This window comes from Amazonocrinis nigriterrae CENA67, from assembly GCF_016056305.1.
GTDB classification, from domain to species: Bacteria; Cyanobacteriota; Cyanobacteriia; order Cyanobacteriales; family Nostocaceae; genus Amazonocrinis; species Amazonocrinis nigriterrae.
This window is the reverse complement of the sequence record NZ_JAECZC010000012.1, coordinates 31,256-47,258: the sequence shown is the minus strand read 5'-3', so window position 1 is coordinate 47,258 and position 16,003 is coordinate 31,256. Positions and strand designations below refer to the sequence as shown.

Here is a 16,003-nt window from a genome sequence, read left to right as displayed (position 1 = left end):
AGGCGTACTCAGGGGAAGAAGCAAGATCTAAAAAAATCATTATTACCCAACTTAGTCAGGGAGCTTAGGTAAGTGTCTCGACGGTTCTCAAAGTCAAAAACTCAAATCTCAGGTAGGATGAAATTGCTTTGCTGGTCAATGACAGCAGCAATGGCATTAGGGTTGCTGGTGAGCATTCCAAGAGAAGTGACAGGACAACCTCAGCCGCCACTCTCAGCACAACAGTCAGCAGAATTGGAGGAAGCCGAGCGACTGAATCAACAAGTCATTCAGTTATATAACGAAGGTAAATACAGTCAAGCCATCCCCCTAGCAGAACGCGCCTTAGCAATAACAGAGAAAGTACTGGGTAAAGAACATCCTGATGTTGCCGATAGCCTCAACAATTTGGCAGGACTTTACCAAAAGCAGGGAAGCTATAAAAAAGCAGAACCTCTGTATCTGCGCTCTCTGGCAATTTTTGAGAAAGTACTCGGTAAAGAACATCCTAATGTTGCCGCTAGCCTCAACAATTTGGCAGAACTTTACCGAGCAAAGGGAAGCTATGAAAAAGCAGAGCCTCTGTATCTGCGCTCTCTGGCAATTTTTGAGAAAGTACTCGGTAAAGAACATCCTAATGTTGCCGCTAGCCTCAACAATTTGGCAGAACTTTACCAACAGCAGGGAAGCTATAAAAAAGCAGAACCTCTGTATCTGCGCTCTCTGGCAATTAGAGAGAAAGTATTGGGTAAAGAACACCCTGATGTCGCCACTAGCCTCAACAATTTGGCAGTACTCTACCGAGAACAGGGAAGCTATGAAAAAGCAGAGCCTCTGTATCTGCGCTCTCTGGCAATTTGGGAGAAAGTACTGGGTAAAGAACACCCTGATGTCGCCACTAGCCTGAATAATTTGGCAGGACTTTACCAAGTACAGGGAAGCTATGAAAAAGCAGAACCTCTGTATCTGCGCTCTTTGGCAATTAAAGAAAAAGTACTGGGTAAACAACATCCCTCTGTCGCCACTAGCCTCAGCAATTTGGCAGCACTTTACCAAGAACAGGGAAGCTATAAAAAAGCAGAACCTCTGTATCTGCGCTCTCTAGCAATTAGAGAAAAAGTACTGGGTAAAGAACACCCCTTTGTCGCCACTAGCCTCAACAATTTGGCAGAACTTTACCGAGTACAGGGAAGCTATGAAAAAGCAGAACCTCTGTATCTGCGCTCTCTAGCAATTAGAGAAAAAGTACTGGGTAAAGAACATCCCTCTGTCGCACAAAGCCTCAACAATTTGGCAGCACTTTACCGAGTACAGGGAAGCTATGAAAAAGCAGAACCTCTGTATCTGCGCTCTCTGGCAATTAGAGAGAAAGTACTGGGTAAAGAACATCCTGATGTCGCCAATAGCCTCAACAATTTGGCAGAACTTTACCGAGTACAGGGAAGCTATGAAAAAGCAGAACCTCTGTATCTGCGCTCTCTGGCAATTAGAGAGAAAGTACTGGGTAAAGAACATCCCTCTATCGCCGCTAGCTTCAACAATTTGGCAGTACTGTATTGGGCGCAAGGTGACATTACTCGTACTACTGACTTTTTTAATCGCGGGCTAGAAGTTGAAAAGCATAATTTGCCACTCATCTTTGCTGTCGGTTCAGAACAGAGAAAACAAAACTACGCTAAAACCTTCGCAGGATCAACTTACTTTGCTGCTTCTCTCGCCTTCCAAAAAGCTGCCAATAATCCCACAGTATCACGCCTGGCACTAACAACAGTGTTACGCCGTAAAGGGCTGGTACTAGATGCCGTTGCAGACAACATACAAACGCTACGCAGTCAACTAGCTATTAAGCCAGAAACGAAAAAATTATTAGATGAATGGTTGAATGTACTGCAACAGTTATCTGCACTGGTATACAGGGGACTGGGAAAACAAACACCTGAAAAATATCAAGCGCAATTTCAACAACTACAAGCAGAGAAAGAACGCTTAGAAGACGCTATCAGCGCTCTTAGTGGCGAGTTCCGCACCACCACCCAGCCAGTAGAGTTAGCAGCTATCCAAGCTAAGATACCACCAGATGCAGCTTTGGTAGAAATTGTGTTGTATAAACCCTTTAATCCCAAAGCCAAATTGACTGAAAAATACGGCAAACCGCGTTATGCTGCGGCGGTGCTGCGTTCTTCTGGTGAACCAAAGTGGGTTGACTTGGGTGATGCTGCGGCTATTGACAAGTCTGTGACGAATCTGCGAGAAGCTTTGGCAACCAAGTCTCCTTTAGAAACGAATCAGGAGAATAAAAATAATGCCATTAAAGAAAATGATAGAAGAGAAAGCGATCGCTCAATCTTTAAAGTTGAGCCTGTTAGCGATGTTGCATCTGTGCAAAAACTCGCGCGGACATTAGATCAGCAAGTCATGGCACCTATTCGTCCACTGTTGGGTGATACGCGTCATCTGTTGATTTCACCCGATGGACAGTTGTCATTGATTCCTTTTGAAGCCTTACAAGATGAACAAGGTAAATACCTGATTGGGCATTATGCTTTCTCTTATTTCAGCAGTGGGCGAGATTTGCTCAGGCTACAATTATATGCTGGTAGCACCTCGGCTCCTGTGGTGTTTGCTAACATCGATTACAATCAACAAGAAAATGCGATCGCTGTTAAGCCGAAATCTGATGACACACGCAGCTTTGATAACCGACGCTCCACTGACTTAGCTAGTTTGCATGTTAGTTCACTGCAAGCCACAATTCAAGAAGCAGAAAGTATTAAAGCAGTTTTTCCGCAAACACAAATCATATCACAAAAGCTAGCCACAGAAACAGCTATAAAACAACTTTCCGCCCCCAGTATCTTGCACTTAGCAACTCACGGCTTCTTTCTCCCAGATCAAGAAGTAAAATTACTGCCAAACGAGTTTGATTTACAACAGCCAAAAATCTTAAACCTGGAAAATCCCTTGTTGCGTTCAGGAATAGCTTTAGCAGGTTTTAACAATCGCTCCAAAGCAGTCTCCAGCTATGATGATGGTGTACTCACAGCTTTGGAAATAGCAGGGCTGAATTTACGTGGAACACAGTTAGTAGTGCTATCTGCTTGCGAAACTGGACTAGGAGATGTGAAAGTTGGTGATGGGTTGTATGGGTTGCGCCGTGCTTTAGTGATTGCAGGGAGTCAAAGCCAACTGTTGAGTCTGTGGAAGGTAGACAATAGTGGGACTAAAGAACTGATGGTGAAGTATTACCAAAAGTTAAAAGCAGGCAAAGGCAGACATGAAGCACTACGAGAGGTACAGCTTGAATTTCTTTCTAACCCCAAATATCAACACCCCTTCTACTGGGCAAGCTTTGTTCCCTCTGGTGATTGGACTCCACTTTCTGGTAAATGAGGTCGGTAATTGGTAATTGGTAATTGGTAATTGGGAAAAAGAGAATTGGATTTTACTATTATATTAAGTATATCAAGTTCGGATAAATAGTTATAATTCCCACTGTCATTGCACCCCACCCCCAACCCCTCCCCGTGAACGGGGAGGGGAGACTTTTATATCAAGTTTTGTAGGGTGCGTTATGCTGGCGCAATAACGCACCGCCAGAGATTTTCGGTGCGTTAGGACAAGAGTCCATAACGCACCCTACTGGCTGAAATCTTTTATGGACAAGGTTTTTTGACTTGTGTGTACACCGTAGCTCCTAAAAGGCGAGGGAGGAGGAACGAAAAAATAAGGGTTTTACTCCCCTCTCCTTGTAGGAGAGGGGCCGGGGGAGAGGTTAAAACAGCACTTGTCAAACTCACGTTTACTTATTAATTAAACCCTGTGGTAACCACAGCTTATTCATCCATAACCACAGCTTAAGCCGTGGTAACGACAGCTTAAAGGTTCCTTATCAATGAATATTCTGTGGTAACCACAGCTTATTCATCCATAACCACAGCTTAAGCCGTGGTAACGACAGCTTAAAGGTTCCTTATCAATGGATATTCTGTGGTAACCACAGCTTGTTCATTCATAACCACAGGGTTTATTTTATAGCAAAGTGCTGAGTGCTGAGTGCTGAGTGCTGAGTATAAACCTAGTTGTTTATTGGCTTTGAGCAATCAGCACTGTCCTAAACTATGCTTCAACTCCTGTAACTCTAAGTTATTAAGATTCCCCAGTCCCCAGTCCCCAGTAATTAGTTAGAGTGAATGACAAATGAATGTGCATCTAGTGTCAGGAGGAAAGAATCGTGAAAGCAGTCTTAATGACAGCGGCTGGTAGTCCTGAAGTTCTGCAACTACAGGAAGTAGTAAATCCTACTGTTCCCGTAGGAAATACTGAGCTTTTAGTCCGCTTGGTAGCAGCTGGTGTTAACCCCATTGACACCAAACTTCGTAGTCGAGGCACTTTCTACCCTGAGCAAATGCCTGCTATTTTAGGATGTGATGGTGCTGGTATAGTTGAGGCGGTGGGTGCTGGGGTAGAGCGTTTTCGTCCGGGAGACGAAGTTTATTTTTGTTATGGCGGCTTGGGCGCACACCAAGGTAACTATGCTGAATATACTGTTGTTGATGAAAGGTTTGTGGCGCGTAAACCCGCTTCAATCTCTTTTGCAGAAGCAGCCGCAGCGCCTTTGGTGTTAATCACCGCTTGGGAAGCTTTGTATGAACGGGGACGACTGGAACCTGGAGAACGAGTTTTAATTCATGCTGGTGCTGGTGGTGTCGGTCATGTAGCGATTCAATTGGCAAAACTCAAAGGTGCTACTGTCTCTACTACTGTAAGTACTGAAGAAAAGGCGAATTTTGTCAGACAACTCGGTGCTGATCATGTAATTTTTTACAAACAAACAAACTTTGTGCAAGCAGTTTTAGATTGGACTGATGGCGAAGGGGTGGATTTAGCTTTTGACACTGTAGGCGGTGAAACTTTTTATCAAACGTTTCCGGCTGTGCGAGTGTATGGTGATATTGTGACGATTCTGGAACCAGATCCTAAGACTGTTTGGAAATCCGCAAGAACGCGTAATCTCCGCATTGGGTTGGAATTAATGTTAACACCGATGTTGCTAGGATTGGAGGAAAGTCTTCAGCACCATGCAGATATTCTGGAACAGTGTGCTAAATGGATTGATCAGGGTAAGTTGAAAATTCAGGTTAATCATCAGTTTCGCTTAGAAGAAGCAGCGGCGGCACATCAATTACTTGAAAGTGGAGCGATCGCGGGTAAAATTGTTCTGCTGGTTAGGGATGAATGATATCATGTTCGCTTAAACACTTATAATACCTGTGGGAATTGGGAATTGGGAATTGGTAATTGGTAATTGGATTTTACTATTAGTCATCACATCTCATCCATCACCCATTACCCATTACCCATTACCAGCCAAACCGACTATATCGTAAGTAATTAGTGGAACTTGATATTAAAGGTGGAGTATTGCAGAGATTATGTTCAAAAGTGCTGTGGGTATCTTTGCGTTACTCTGCGTTTTATTAGTTCTGTTTACTCTGTGCTTACCTTTATCTGTTTGGGCTGGGGAAATACAGGTAGAATCGACTGTTTTAACTGTAGAACTGTTGCAAGAACGACTTCGGACACCGACATTGCATGAAGGTAATTTGACAGTGGATTTACGGGGAATGGTGATTGATTTGCGACCAGAAAATGCGGCTTTCCGTGATGCTTTTTACCAATTGCTGCGAAAAGAACTGCAAAAGAGTGGTGCAAAACCTTTGGGTTTAGACCTCAGCCATTCTCTGATTCAAGGAGATTTTGTGGGTAGTGATTTGGGTTTGAGAATATCTCTGTATGCTCAAGCTGTGGCTCCTATTTTTACAACAACGGAATTAGAACAATTGCAACGTCTGCGTTTAGTATGTTTGCAATCACTGGCGATGTCTGATGGCAAGTCTCAAGGCGTTTACGCTTTACCCAATTCTAAAGACTGCCGATCGCTTTTGGCAACTGAAGCAACGCCATCTAGCGATATCACTGTGTTTCGTGGTTCTTTAACATTGGTGGAAACTCGCTTTAATGGCAAAGTTGAGTTTCCCAATACGTTGTTTTTACAATCTGTAGATGCCCAAAGCGCTATTTTTGTGCAACCAACTAACTGGACTAATACCAGATTCAGCCGTTCTTTGAGTTTCAATCATGCAATTTTTCAGCAGTTGAGTAATTTTCAAGGTAGTATTTTTCTTAATAAAGCTAATTTTAAACAAACGCAATTTCAGGAAGCTGCTGATTTTCGGAGCAGTATATTTGCAAACACTGGCAATTTCAACGAAGCTAGTTTTAAACAATTGGCTAAATTTAATTATGTGCAGTGGCAAGGCAATACAGATTTTTCTGATGTACGTTTTGCCAATCAAGTACAGTTTACAAAAGCAAGTTTTAATCAGTCACTTTTGTTGATAGAAACGACTTTTGAGCAAGCTGTCAGCTTTCGAGAAGTGCAGTTTAACCAAAGTGTAAATCTTCAAGGTGCTAGCATTCTCAACCAAGCAGATTTTAGTGATGCTTGGTTTGCTAAAGAAGCTGATTTAAAGGTAGGTGGTCTCACTTTTAATTCTAACAAAGCCAGAATTTTAGGTAATCCCGGCGAGATTGGTAGAATGTTTTGGGTGTCAACTTTACAAGGTAATCAAAATGTTTTGCGGAATTTGGGGCAAAATTTTCGTCAGCAACAGCAAGTAGCCGATGCCAATCAGCTAGAATACATTAAACAAAAATTGCGATTAAGAGAGTTAAGTCAGCGTTTAGTGGCGACAAATATTAATAGTGCAAATCTTGCACGTTTAATAGATTTAGGTTTTTCTGCGACTCAGGCTAAAGAAATAGCCAAAAGTCGTAAAATTAAATTTTTTCGTAGCAGTAGTGAGTTACTGACTTTGCCAGATATAGATTTAAAAACATATATGCAATTACGCGATCGCTTGGTTGTTGCTGCACCCCTTTCTATTGGAGGCTGGTTACTGCAAGCTTGGATTTGCTTAGCGTTGAGTTTACTGTTGCTGTTGAGTGGCTACGGTACGAACTTTTGGTTAGTCTTTGGCGTGGGGGGAGTTGCGATCGCTTACTTTGGTTTACTATTTTGGCTAGTGGATCGCTACCGTCGTCTACTTCCTGTGGCAATTATTCCCACATTTTACGAAACTACATCTATATTAGTGAGTTTTGGCATTTTGGAATTCTTGAGCTTGTTAGCTATATTTCGCAATGCTGAACAACCTTGGCTGACGCTGGGGTGTCTTTTAATGATTATTATCCCCGTACCCGTAGCTTTATTGATTCGACTTTACCAACAAGGACGTTATCACGACTTGATGGACACGTCTTATTTTACAGAAGATGGTACCTTTCGGCAGTTGCGATTGTTAATTGGACGTTTGCCAGTGATACCGAGAAATGCGACATTTCGCGAAAGATATATGCCTTTGTTGGGCGATCGCCGTTGGAACTGGCTGAATTATTATGACTTTAGCTTGAATAATCTGGTGAAATTGGGATTTAATGACATTCGCCTGCGAGATGAACATTTACCAGGTATCATCGCCACACTTGCTTGGTATCAGTGGAGTCTGGGTTTACTTTACATCACCCTGGTTTTGTGGACACTCTCGCGCACCATTCCAGGGTTGAACTTGCTGATTTATTTGAAGTAATTCTTGTACTTGACTTCTATCAGCAACAAAATAGGCGATTATTGTTAGGTATAATTAATGACTGTACTTCTCGAAGTATATTGATAGTAAAATAAAACTATAGAGAAGCTTGTAATGTTCAAGTATTTTGTGCGTTTGCTGCTTGTGGTAGTATCGTTCGGTGCATTTTGGAGCATGAAAGCTAACTCTGCTTTTGCACAAAAGTCATACGAACCCACCACCGAGTCGTTATCAAAGCATGAAGTTCCAGACTGGTTTTCAGATGCAAAACTCGGTATTTTCATTCATTGGGGTGTGTACTCTGTACCTGCTTGGGCACCACTAACCGGCGAATTTAATAAGGTGGTTGCAGAACGTGGTTGGGAATATTGGTTTTTGCACAATCCCTACGCGGAATGGTATTTCAATTCGATGAAACTTGAGGGTAGCGACACCTACAATTATCATCGTGCAACCTATGGCGAAAACTTCAACTATGATGACTTTATCCCAAAATTCAACGCAGCTATTAGAAACTGGAATCCGCAAAAATGGGCGAAACTTTTTTCACGGGTGGGTGCGCGGTATGTTGTGTTAACGACTAAGCATCATGATGGCTTTTTGTTGTGGCCTAGTAAAACTACAACCCAGCCAGAACGTATAGCTTCGCGGGATATTGTTGGTGAATTGACCCAAGCAGTTCGTACTGAGGGGATGCGAATGGGGCTGTACTACTCCGGTGGCATAGATTGGTCACAGAAAGATGTTACAGTCACAGATTTCAATACCTTGATAGCAGCAATTATTCAAGATAAAGCCTACGCAGAATATGCTAACGCCCATTGGCAAGAATTGATTGATCGCTACAAACCGTCAATTCTGTGGAATGATTTAGGATATCCTGTTGGCGAAGCGAATAATATCATCGCCTATTTTTACAATCATGTACGAGACGGCGTGGTAAATGATCGCTTTGATTTGGGTGGGCAATTCGGTTTGCATTACGATTTTTCGACACCAGAATATAGCCAACTTCAGGAAATCCAGACTAAAAAATGGGAAGCGACACGAGGTCTAGGTTATTCGTTTGGCTATAATCAAAACGATACCGATTTAAATATGATTTCAGTGGATGAACTCGTTGATTTGTTTGTTGATGTAGTCAGCAAAAACGGGAATCTGCTGCTTAATGTCGGGCCTACTGCGGATGGTTCAATACCTAAAGTGCAAGTCGAACGGTTGCTTGGTTTGGGTAAGTGGTTAGATGTAAACGGCGAAGCTATATTTGGTTCACGGTACTGGATTCGTTCAGAAGATGTAACTACTGAAGGCTTGCGAGTGCGCTACACCACAAACAGGGGAAACTTGTACGCCGTGTTGCTTGATACTCCAACTACTGAAAGGATAACGATTCCGGGTTTGATTTTGTCGAGAAATACGACAATCACGATGTTGGGTGTACGAGGACGGCTAAAGTGGGAGCAGTACGGACAGAACTTGTTTATAACTTTACCGTCTAGCTGTAGGCAAAAAAAATCACCAGCCTACACGTTAAAAATCAGTAATATACCCAGTTGATGCTCTTTAGATTCAGCCGGGATAAATAACAATACCCCAGCAGCTAACTTGTGAATATCAGTCCCAGCTGCTTGGGGTTGTTAATGCGATCGCTCTAGTTCCTCAACTACCTTTTTATTAAGGAAGCTTTGAGTATTTTAACTGATTGACAAAATGTACTTTACCTTAACCTATCACGAGTGGGTTGAGGGTGGGGTGCATTTCAATTGTTACTGCTTCCAGCCACCGCTTTTGTATTGTTCACACCTGTAGTAGTGAGGTGCGATCGCTCTTCCTCATAATAATAGTAGTAGCTGTAAGGTTCGTTATTCACAATCACACCATTTACTACCTGTCCCAACACATTCTGACCAGATTTTTTCAACTGTTCTTGAGCAAAATCTGCATTCACTGAATCAACTACTCCCGGACGAACCACAAACAAAACACCATCAGCCATTTGACCTAGAGTAGCAGCATCAGCAGCAACATTGATTGAGGGAGCATCAACAATTACAAAATCGTATTTGCTAGCAAAAGTTTCCATCAACGTTGCCATTCGTAGCGAGTCTAACAAAGAACCTGGATTAGGAGGCAATACTCCAGAAGGCAAGACATCCAAATTATCCATCACATTTTTGACAGCTGTTGTGATTTCAGCTTGCCCAATAATCAAATTGCTCAAACCTTTACTATTCATCAGTTCCCAAATTTTATGCTGAACTGGACGGCGCAAATCTGCATCTATTAGTAAAACTTTACGCCCCGTTTGAGCCATTGCCACAGCTAAATTAGCAGATACAGTTGACTTACCTTCTGTGGGTACAGAACTGGTGACAACAATCACTTTTAATTCATTATCAGCACTGATAAACTTGAGATTTGCCCTGAGCATTCTGTAAGCTTCACTGATAGGCGATCGCGGAGCATCCCTAACAATAAGCCTTTGGCTATAAGACTCTGCTTTTTCATCGCTACCAATATATTTTTTCAACTTGCCAACAACAGGAATTACTCCTAATAAAGTCAATCCTAGTAATTCTTTAGCCTCATCAACAGTCTTAATAGATTTATCTTTTGCTTCCAACAGATATATAGTAGCAAAACTTGCTATACTAGCCAATAAAACAGCACTTAAATAGGTCAATAAACGTGAAGAGCTTGGCTTGTTTGGAACTTCAGCTTGAGATATGATACTAGCATTACCAACATTTTGATTTTCAGCAATATGACTTTCTTGCAGCTTTTGTAGCAGAAGCGAGTAAGTAGATTGAGCAGCTTGTAATTTACGTTCTAACTGTCGTTGATATTGCTCTAATTTTGGCATAATATTCAAGCGTTCCTTGTAAGCAGCTTGCAACTTTGATAAAGTAGCAGTTTGGTTTGCCAAACCCAAACGATTAGACTCTAATTCCACAAGCTTGGCAGCAAGTTGTTGCTGCAAAGCTCCTAGTTGCATGTTGTTATTGAATTGTGGTTGACTTGTGTCTGCAACTATTTTAACCCGCTGTTGCAATAGCCCATTTAAAGACTTTAATTTCTCTTGTAAATCTATGATTTGTGGATGCGTATCTTGTAAAACAGTCCGCCTACCTGCCAGTTGTGATTCTAGCTGTTGGATTTCTTTAAGAATATCTTGCACCCCTGGAGTTTGGCTAAGGGAAGCCATCATGAGTGCCTGCTGAGAATTCATATCCAATTGCTTGCGAACTGCTAGAGACTGTGCATCAACATTGGCAAGATTAGATTGAACATCACTCATTTGTTTTTGTAACTCTCCCATGACTGCCACAGACTGAGTTACTTCTTCTTGTAAAGAAACAAGTTGATACCTTTCTTTAAACCTGGCTAATTCTGCTTCTGTTTGTTGAACAACTGCTTCTGCATTTGGCAGTTGTTTTTCAATGAATTTGCGGGCTGTTGCTGTTTCGATTCTGAGTAAATTTACATTTTGCTCTAAATAAATTTTTATCAGAACATTAACAACCTTTGCAGCTTGGACTGGATTGGTATCTTTATAAGATATACTTAAAATATCTGTTTTATTGACATTTTTTACCGTCAAATTATCCAAAAAGTCTTCAGGTGTTATGATTAAACCACTATTATCTTTAAGCTGGAGTATACTGATAGTCTTTTGCACAACAGGGAGAGAACGTATAACTTCTGCTTCTGTATTGAGAGGATTAATTTGATTATCCTCCACTACTGGTTCTAACTTTCCGATTTCTGTTCCTACTCCTGTTAATGTCGAAGTTGCATTATTTCTTTGAAACCGTAGTTTTGCTTCTGCTACATAAGAAGGCTTTTGCAGCACAAACGCAGCCATAATTGAAAGCAATAATACAGAGAAAAAGATGTTTATGGCAGGTATGTAACGTCGCTTCCAAATTTGCAAATATTTATTTGCTTGTAAAGAGTTTTCTTGGGATTCCATAATTACCTGTTTATTTTTGAGGAATTGAATTTGGAAAATAATTTTTCTGATACTAAGTTGCAGTTTGAAGTAGTACGATTTCTTCCCCCTGCTTCCTCTACCCCCGAAACTACTCTCTCTGGCTGAGTAAGCTAACTATTTAAGATGGTGTAGAGAAAATTGATATTTTTCACTCTCATAGTGAATTTCAGTAATTGCATTAATAACTCTCTCTAAATCTTCTGTTGTAAGATTTGATCCGGAAGGCAAACAAAGACCGTATGTAAATAAATTTTCAGCCACCGTTCCTTTGATGCGTTCACACTCAGAAAACACAGGTTGGAGATGTAAAGGTTTCCACACCGGACGAGTTTCTATTTGTTGTTTGGCAAGTGCAATGCGGACTTGTTCTCTATCAGCACCAAAAGCTTTTGGATCGATTGTTAAACAAGTTAACCAGCGGGTTGCACGCCCATAAATAGCTTCTGGCATAAATTCTATGCCTGGCAGATTTCCTAAAGTCTTTTGGTAAATTTCAAAGTTATGCCGTCTAGCTGCAACTCGCTCATGCAAAACACATAATTGACCGCGACCAATGCCAGCCAAAACATTGCTAAGGCGATAGTTATAGCCAATTTCTGAGTGTTGGTAATGGGGAGCTAAATCACGTGCTTGAGTTGCTAAGAAACGAGCTTTTTTCACTAATTCTGCATCATGGGAAACTAACATTCCCCCACCAGATGTAGTGATGATTTTATTACCATTGAAGGAGTAAATGCCAATGCGCCCGAAAGTGCCAGGAAAATGTCCTTTGTAAGTAGCGCCTAAAGCTTCAGCTGCATCTTCAATTAAGGGAATATCGTAGCGATCGCAAGCTTTGAGAATTGGCTCAATATCTGCACTTTGCCCATATAAATGTACAACTACCACAGCTTTGGGTAATTTGCCAATACGGGCGCGGTGTTCTAAAGCTTCTTGCAACAATTGGGGGTTCATATTCCAGGATATGCGATCGCTATCGATAAATACTGGTTTTGCCCCTAAATAAACCACCGGATTTGCAGTAGCTACAAACGTCAAAGTAGAGCAAAAAACTTCATCCCCAGACTCTACACCTACTAATCGTAAAGCCAAATGTAAAGCTGCTGTTCCAGAACTAACAGCAGCAGCATAACCAGCCCCAGTTAGTTGACAGAATTCTTGCTCAAAAGCATCTACATGTGGCCCTACTGGCGCAATCCAGTTAGTATCAAAAGCTTCTTTGACGAATTCTATTTCTTGCTTTCCTATATGAGGAGTTGAAAGGAGAATTGGTTTTGTCATTGTAGCTTAAGTTATAGAAAATATAAATTTAGTAGCGTCCGGTAAAACGATAGTGTTTGTGTGGATATTTCCAACGCAGGAAATTTTTAATCACGGGATTCATCTCAACCTTGGCTGGAATTTGTACGACTGGAAAACCCATTGCTTCTTTGTAGGCAATTAATCCTGGATCTTCAGGAATATGTGGGCTATGGACAACTTCACAAATTTGACCGGAACGACGACAAGCTTGAACAAACTCAAAGGTTAATCCATGACTGATGTAGTTTGCTAATGCCTCGGTAGTCATATGAATATATTCAAGATAAGCAGTCCTATCTATAGACGTTATTGCAATTTTTACAAATTACGTTGAACGATATTGCCAGCATAAATAGTTCAGTTGCATAACCTAAATCCGCTTAGTATTAAGTAACTTACATTTACCGTTAAGGCATTTTCCTGTCTCCAGGTCGAACTCATAATGATGACTAAGACAGCGCAGAATTCCTCCTGGTAAAATCTCGCCTACTTCTTGTAAGTCAACGCCAGCATGAGGACAGTAGCGCTGTACTTTATAAGTCTGTCCCTCAGAGTGAATCGTAATTTGCTGTTGAGCATCTATTGAATTTTCATAATCTTCTACAGCTTGTAAAGATTGGGGAGAAGCGAATTTCAGTAATCCTAAAAGATGGTCGTTGTAAATATCTGGATTGCGCCAAGCAACAAATCGCAGAGATAAAAAGAAGTCTTCCCAAAGCAACTTTCCATCTAATAAGGGTGGAAGCCATCTTGATGCAAAACGATAACCGTAGCTGCATTCTCCTATCTCGTTATATACGCCTTCCCAACCCGGTCGAAAATCCACTGCCCATTTTCCACCACCTGCTCCTGTAATATCAAACCCAACTCTCATCCCAATTTTTTGGTTGAAGTAGGAATTCATTGCTAAAAGACTTTGGAAATATTCGCAAAATGGTTCCCAAAGAGATTTTTTAGGTTCTGGATAATGAGCTTTGAGGTTAGCAATGTGAGTTGTTCTTTGCTGGGCATAATTTTCAATGTAAGAGTTGCGATCGCTAAATGAAAAATCACTCCAGATGGGATCGGCCTTTTTAGATTCTTGCGTGACATCGAATACATCTCCAGGCAACAAAATCTCAGTGTTATGCACACCCTGGTGATGCAGCCAGTCTACTACCTGCTGTTGGTCTGGAAAAATGCCATTTTCCATTTCCGAATTAATTGCAGCCAGTTCTGGATCGAGAAAGCAAGGAGGCCCAGCAAAGGGAATGGCTGTTACTGGTTTTACAGATGCGATCGCTCGTTCTAGGTAACTGAATTTAGCTATGCGCTTGCGCTGGGAAAGTTCTTGTTTGCGCTCTGGGGAATATTCATAGCACATAGGATACCAAGAAGCTCCAGCCCCTTGCAAGGCTAACACATCGATTACTCCACCTACTTTGGTGCGGATGCTGCAAAGTTGCGCTACTGACAACCGCGCATCATTGAGGTCTAGCAATATCTCCCCATCACCAACAATCACCACAGCAGAATCCTGGTTCATGGGTGACTCTTCTGATACAAAAAATATACTGATTTCTTCCCCTAGTTGTACTGTTTCCCACTGCGGCACTTCAATAATTTTTTTTAAACCTGTAGCAGTAATTTTCTGCTTGAGAATTGGCGAGGGATAGCGCGGGATAATGATGGGTGTCTCTGGCGGTACTTGGGCTAAAAACCAAGGGTCAAGGTGGTCTAAATGTTCGTGAGAAATAGCGAGCGCAGTTGGTTGCAGTAATGCGGGTGTCACCAAATGTTCATTACTGGGATACTGAAACCATGACGCCAGAAATGCTCCTTCTGGAGATAGCCACGGATCTACAAGTAATGTAATATTATTTGTTTCTACTTTTAAACCTGCGTGACCAAGAGAAGTAATCTTCATAGTTGTTTATCTAATAATTCATCAGTTAAATTTGCTTATTTTTGGTGGTCTACAGTTTTGTACAAATCTTAGATAATTGCTTGTTAGTTATTCCTTAATGAGGAGAACGATAGGCAGGAAAAAATTTTGATTCCATCATTTTTTCAGGTGGAATATTTAAATATTTTGCCCGTAATTCAACTAAATAACGATATTTCTCTTCATCTAAAATTAACCGTAGTGTCATGAAATTATGCTTGAGTTGAGAGAAACCAGCTTTAAATGCATAAACACTATCTTTTGACGCACCAACTCCACCTCCCAAATGCAAAAATTCATTGCCACGTTCCTTAGCCCAATATCGAGCAAAATCTGTTTCTAAAGTGCTAGGAGATAAGCTAACAAACTTATTTTTAGTCCCCCCCAAAGTACTTTGTACTATGCCACAAACTTCTGTATATAAGCCAACACAGGCAACCTCATTTTCATACTCAACAATACATAAATGCAGTTTTTCTCCTAACGCCTTATACATTTCGTAATAATATGTAAAATCAAAGCTGTAAAATCCTTCGGTAGCATCAACTCGATCCATAGTTTCTTGATAAATAGCAGTAAATTCATCAAGATATTCTTCGATACTAACCATTTTTGGGATCATTCCCAATCGCTTACATTTATTAATTGTGCTTTTATGACCTTTCCTGGTATTTGTCCAGATTTGAGACTCAGAGATTCTTAAGTCAACAGAAACAGTTTCTCCATTGACTAAAAATGTATTTGGTTGAAAAATATCACAAAAGTTTTCGTTTAAAATTGGATGTAATCTAATAAAAGCTGAACATACACGCTTGTCACATAATATACGCTTAAATTCACTCATGGCTAAATCAGGAAAACCAGGCGTATTCACAGCTGCTTCGCTTAATAAAATTCCTGTATAGCCATAAGGAGACTTAATGTCAAAAGTTTCTATAATCGTTTCATCAACGACATCATCACATTTCGACAGCAAATAAGGCACGAAAAATATTTTGTCACCATCAGTTATAACAATCGCTTCGGGAATGCCTTTAATTCTACTTCTCTCTAATAAAATATACTCCGGTAATTGATAAACATCATGTCTAATTTTATGCAGTGTTTCCATCCATAAGGGATTTGATAGATCAATTACTTGAGTCTTCATTAGTT

The 16,003-nt window shown here is 41.0% G+C and carries 9 protein-coding genes; 4 read left to right on the top strand and 5 right to left on the bottom strand.

Annotated elements, in window-relative coordinates; translation table 11 throughout:
- The first annotated feature begins 117 nt into the window (after positions 1-117).
- From I8748_RS35005 to I8748_RS09340, 4 genes are all read left to right on the top strand, one after another.
- Positions 118-3,369 carry a CHAT domain-containing tetratricopeptide repeat protein gene (locus I8748_RS35005; RefSeq protein WP_225896368.1) on the top strand — a complete coding sequence of 1,084 codons (3,252 nt, stop codon included), beginning with the start codon at positions 118-120 and terminating at the stop codon, positions 3,367-3,369.
- An 841-nt stretch (positions 3,370-4,210) separates the two neighbouring features.
- The gene (locus I8748_RS09350; RefSeq protein ID WP_198124344.1) at positions 4,211-5,218 is read left to right on the top strand and encodes a zinc-dependent alcohol dehydrogenase family protein; all 1,008 of its coding nucleotides are present in this window, start codon (positions 4,211-4,213) and stop codon (positions 5,216-5,218) included.
- A gap of 193 nt (positions 5,219-5,411) precedes the next feature.
- Positions 5,412-7,628, top strand: a complete 2,217-nt coding sequence (locus I8748_RS09345; protein WP_198124343.1) for a pentapeptide repeat-containing protein — start codon at positions 5,412-5,414, stop codon at positions 7,626-7,628.
- A gap of 114 nt (positions 7,629-7,742) precedes the next feature.
- Entirely contained in the window at positions 7,743-9,185 is a 1,443-nt protein-coding gene (locus I8748_RS09340; protein ID WP_198124342.1) for an alpha-L-fucosidase, read from the top strand.
- 202 nt (positions 9,186-9,387) lie between these two features.
- Here the strand turns inward: I8748_RS09340 and I8748_RS09335 are convergent, their stop codons facing one another.
- From I8748_RS09335 to I8748_RS09315, 5 genes are all read right to left on the bottom strand, one after another.
- Positions 9,388-11,601 (bottom strand): GumC family protein, encoded by a 2,214-nt coding sequence (locus I8748_RS09335; protein WP_198124341.1) that lies wholly within the window; start codon positions 11,599-11,601, stop codon positions 9,388-9,390.
- A 135-nt stretch (positions 11,602-11,736) separates the two neighbouring features.
- Positions 11,737-12,903 (bottom strand): DegT/DnrJ/EryC1/StrS family aminotransferase, encoded by a 1,167-nt coding sequence (locus I8748_RS09330; protein ID WP_198124340.1) that lies wholly within the window; start codon positions 12,901-12,903, stop codon positions 11,737-11,739.
- A 28-nt stretch (positions 12,904-12,931) separates the two neighbouring features.
- The gene (locus I8748_RS09325; RefSeq protein ID WP_198124339.1) at positions 12,932-13,192 is read right to left on the bottom strand and encodes a hypothetical protein; all 261 of its coding nucleotides are present in this window, start codon (positions 13,190-13,192) and stop codon (positions 12,932-12,934) included.
- Positions 13,193-13,294: 102 nt separating this feature from the next.
- Positions 13,295-14,830: a Rieske 2Fe-2S domain-containing protein gene (locus I8748_RS09320; protein WP_198124338.1), complete on the bottom strand. Its 1,536-nt coding sequence runs from the start codon at positions 14,828-14,830 to the stop codon at positions 13,295-13,297.
- A gap of 94 nt (positions 14,831-14,924) precedes the next feature.
- The gene (locus I8748_RS09315; RefSeq protein ID WP_198124337.1) at positions 14,925-15,998 is read right to left on the bottom strand and encodes a peptidoglycan bridge formation glycyltransferase FemA/FemB family protein; all 1,074 of its coding nucleotides are present in this window, start codon (positions 15,996-15,998) and stop codon (positions 14,925-14,927) included.
- Between the last annotated feature and the right edge of the window lie 5 nt (positions 15,999-16,003).

Coding starts and splice junctions, on each gene's coding strand:
- I8748_RS35005 (WP_225896368.1), top strand. CDS start 118: ATGAAATTGCTTTGCTGGTCAATGACAGCAGCAATGGCATTAGGGTTG.
- I8748_RS09320 (WP_198124338.1), bottom strand. CDS start 14,830: ATGAAGATTACTTCTCTTGGTCACGCAGGTTTAAAAGTAGAAACAAAT.
- I8748_RS09340 (WP_198124342.1), top strand. CDS start 7,743: ATGTTCAAGTATTTTGTGCGTTTGCTGCTTGTGGTAGTATCGTTCGGT.
- I8748_RS09335 (WP_198124341.1), bottom strand. CDS start 11,601: ATGGAATCCCAAGAAAACTCTTTACAAGCAAATAAATATTTGCAAATT.
- I8748_RS09330 (WP_198124340.1), bottom strand. CDS start 12,903: ATGACAAAACCAATTCTCCTTTCAACTCCTCATATAGGAAAGCAAGAA.
- I8748_RS09315 (WP_198124337.1), bottom strand. CDS start 15,998: ATGAAGACTCAAGTAATTGATCTATCAAATCCCTTATGGATGGAAACA.
- I8748_RS09325 (WP_198124339.1), bottom strand. CDS start 13,192: ATGACTACCGAGGCATTAGCAAACTACATCAGTCATGGATTAACCTTT.
- I8748_RS09345 (WP_198124343.1), top strand. CDS start 5,412: ATGTTCAAAAGTGCTGTGGGTATCTTTGCGTTACTCTGCGTTTTATTA.